Genomic DNA, 3,312 nt, shown 5'->3' with positions numbered 1-3,312 from the left:
GCACGGTGCGCGACACGACTCCCTGGGTCGCCATGCCCAGCATCTGTTCACCCGTCTGCGGGCCGTACGGCGCCAACCCCCGGCTGGGCTTGAGGCCGACCAGCCCGTTGCAGGCGGCGGGGATGCGGATCGACCCGCCGCCGTCGTTGGCGCCGGCGGCAGGCACGATGCCCGCCGCCACGGCCGCGCCGGATCCGCCCGAGGAGCCACCGGGGGTGTGCCCGGTGTTCCACGGGTTGCGGGCCGGGCCCCAATAGTCGGGTTCCGTCACGCCCTTGGCCCCGAACTCCGGGGTGTTGGTCTTTCCGAAGATCACCAGGCCCGCGTCCAGGAACCGCTGCGTGACCAGGGCGTGCCGGTCGGCCACGTCATGGGCCAGCGAGCGGGACCCGCACGAGGTCGCAAAGCCGCGGTATTCCTGACCGAGGTCTTTGAGCAGAAACGGCACACCGGCGAACGGTCCGCTCAGATCGGGGTCGGCGGCTTGCCGGTCGGCGACGTCGTCGAGTCGGCAGACGATGGCGTTCAGCCGAGGATTCACCTCGTCCGCTCGTCGCCGCGCCAACGCGAGAAGCTCGGCCGGGGTGACCTGCTTGCGTGACACCAGCTCGGCCAGCGCGGTCGCATCCAACGACATGTACTCGTCAAGATGCATGCGCTCTCCTTCGCTCCGGTCCGCGTGCGCGCCGCGCGGGCATCGCTCGACGCCTTCTCAATTGACGCCCCTGCATGCTGTTGACGTTAAGCCAACGCGAGCTTTTCGTGGGGGCGCCTTAGTATCACCTGGTGCCCACGGCAGCTGAACCGTTCACAACCCAGGGCCCCGGCGGGGTGCAGATCGTCGCTGACCGGTTGGGGGATCCGCAGGCGCGCGCGGTGGTGTTCTTGCACGGCGGCGGACAGACCCGACGGTCCTGGGGCAAGGCGGCCGCCGCTGTCGCCGCGCAGGGCTGGCAGGCCGTCACCGTGGACCTGCGCGGCCACGGCGAATCGGACTGGTCCGACGACGGCGACTACCGCGTCGTCAGTTTCGCCGCCGACGTCCAAGAAGTGCTGCGCACGCTGCCCCCGCGGCCGGTCCTGGTCGGTGCCTCCCTGGGCGGCTTCACGTCGATGCTGCTCGCCGGGGAAATGTCCCCGGGTATCGCCAGTGCGGTGGTGTTGGTGGACATCGTGCCGAACATGGACCAGTCCGGAGCCAACCGGATACACGCCTTCATGGCCGACCGGGTGGAGTCCGGCTTCGGCTCGCTCGACGAAGTCGCCGACGCGATCGCCGAATACAATCCGAACCGGCCGCGACCAACCGATCTGGAGGGTCTGACCACCAACCTGCGTCGCCGCGGCGACCGCTGGTACTGGCATTGGGATCCCCAATTCATTAGCGGCACTGCGGCTTTCCCGCCTTTCGAGGTCACCGACCCCGACCGGATGCACGCGGCCGTCGAGGCGATCCTGCGCGGAGGGGTACCCATCCTGCTGGTCCGCGGCCAGATGAGCGACCTGGTCAGCCAGGAGCGCGCCGACGAATTCCTCGCGCGCTTCCCCCAGGTCGAATTCACCGATGTTCGCGGCGCGGGACACATGGTGGCCGGCGACCGCAACGACATCTTTGCCGGTGCCGTGCTGGACTTCCTTGCCCGGCACGTCGATGCCGGGTGAGCCACGTGCGCGGAACGATTTGGTCGCCAACTCATTTCAGGTGGACGGCGCTGCTACTATCTGCCGGGCGCAAGCAGAAAGGGGCGGCGTGACCATACCGTGGTTGCGGGGGTTGGGGCTCTTGGGGGCTGTCATGGTGGTCGCGACGACGGTGGCGAAAACCGCGCTGGCAGTGCCGCCCCCGGCTCTGCCGTCGCCGCCACCCTCGCCGGGCATGGGAGTCGATCATGAATCCGGCAGGTGCACAGCCGGATTCGCGGCGCAGGGATCCGACGGCAGCTACTACCTGATGACGAGCGGACACTGCGACTCGCACGACGGCACCGAATGGACGTACGGCAACGACGCCCCGCTCGGCAGGATCTCTGTCAGCGAGCACGAGGGCGACAAGCGAGACGCCGCGATCATCCGTCTGGAGCCGAGTGTCGGCATGCCGGTGGGCGACGTCGGCGGCAGGTATCAATTTCGAGATGTGTTGAGCCGCCAACAGATTCAGGCCGGCATGCCGTTCTGCAAGATCGGCGCGGTGACCGGCGAGACGTGCGGTGTCGTCAAAAGCATCAATGGCGACGTCGTCGAAGCCAGCGTGTTCAGCCTGGACGGAGACAGCGGCAGTCCGGGCTTCGTGATGAACCCGGACGGCACCGTGAGCGCGGTCGGTCTGTTGATGTCATCGCCCGACGGCGACGACTACACGACCTACTTCATGCTCATCAATCCGCTGCTGGGCAAGTGGGGGCTTCGTGTACTTCCGTGAGGGGCGCGCACGGGCGGTGACCAGGCCGGCCACCGGCACGTGACGTAGCGTTTGCGAGTCCGGGGTACGGGGTACCAAGAGGATCGGCCGTAAGGCGTCGGGGTGGGGGCCCTTGGAAGTCCATCCGGTGTTGATGCGGCCTAGGTCAAGAGGCAGCAGCGGAACCAGCGACACGAAGGGAAGCAGTAGTGAAGCGTGGGATCGTGGTCGGCGTAGCCGGCGTGGCCCTGGTGGTCGCGGCCAGCGCCGGATGTTCGAGCAACAAGTCCAGCACGGGATCGTCCGGCTCGCCGTCGTCGTCATCTGGGGCGGCAGCGGCGGGTCCGGTACTGACCGTCGACGGGCAGAACCAAAACATCAGCGGGCAGGTCACATGCACCGCCGCGGGTGACAACGTCACCATCGGCATCGGTGACCCGACCGCCGGACTCGGTGCCGTGGTCAGCAATGGCAATCCGCCGCTGGTGCATTCCGTCGGGCTGGGCACCGTCAACGGTGTCGCGCTCGGCTTCTCAGACGCCGCGCCTAACCAAAGCGGCAGTGCCGGGGCGGCGGTCAACGGTAAGGACTGGGCGATCAAGGGGACCGCCACCGGTACCGACATGAGCAACCCGCAGCAGCCGCAGCAGGTAACCAAGCCGTTCGAGTTGGACCTCACCTGCCCGTAGTGCAGGCCACCGACACCCAAGAGGGGACGCAGCTATGTCTATGAAACGTGCCGTCAGCGCCGCAGCGCTGGCCGCCGGCCTGAGTATCTCCGCGGCGACACTGAACGCCGGCTCGGCCTACTCCGCTCCGCTCGACCCGCCCCCGTGCCCGAACTGCGCTTTGGCAGTCACCACGTCGTGCCGTGGAATGTAGGGCGGGTGCGGAGGCTGCGTGGCCGGCGGATT

4 protein-coding genes are annotated in these 3,312 nt (G+C 68.0%); 3 read left to right on the top strand and 1 reads right to left on the bottom strand.

Annotation, left to right across the window (positions count from 1 at the left end; all coding sequences use genetic code 11):
• Window positions 1-655: amidase (locus tag A5652_RS24275; protein WP_197514095.1), on the bottom strand; the 655-nt coding region annotated here is incomplete at its 3' end.
• A gap of 131 nt (window positions 656-786) precedes the next feature.
• On the opposite strand from A5652_RS24275, the gene A5652_RS24270 reads away from it, so the two are divergent.
• From A5652_RS24270 to A5652_RS24260, 3 genes are all read left to right on the top strand, one after another.
• Window positions 787-1,662: an alpha/beta fold hydrolase gene (locus A5652_RS24270; RefSeq protein ID WP_197514094.1), complete on the top strand. Its 876-nt coding sequence runs from the start codon at window positions 787-789 to the stop codon at window positions 1,660-1,662.
• 88 nt (window positions 1,663-1,750) lie between these two features.
• Complete coding sequence (locus A5652_RS24265; RefSeq protein ID WP_067358016.1) at window positions 1,751-2,419, top strand: S1 family peptidase; 669 nt, start codon at window positions 1,751-1,753, stop codon at window positions 2,417-2,419.
• A 188-nt stretch (window positions 2,420-2,607) separates the two neighbouring features.
• Complete coding sequence (locus A5652_RS24260; protein WP_067358012.1) at window positions 2,608-3,087, top strand: lipoprotein LpqH; 480 nt, start codon at window positions 2,608-2,610, stop codon at window positions 3,085-3,087.
• Window positions 3,088-3,312 lie beyond the last annotated feature (225 nt).

This window comes from Mycobacterium sp. 1165178.9 (genome assembly GCF_001673555.1).
GTDB lineage: Bacteria > Actinomycetota > Actinomycetes > Mycobacteriales > Mycobacteriaceae > Mycobacterium.
The sequence above is the reverse complement of the archived record's forward strand: the minus strand, read 5'-3'. Positions and strand labels throughout refer to the sequence as shown.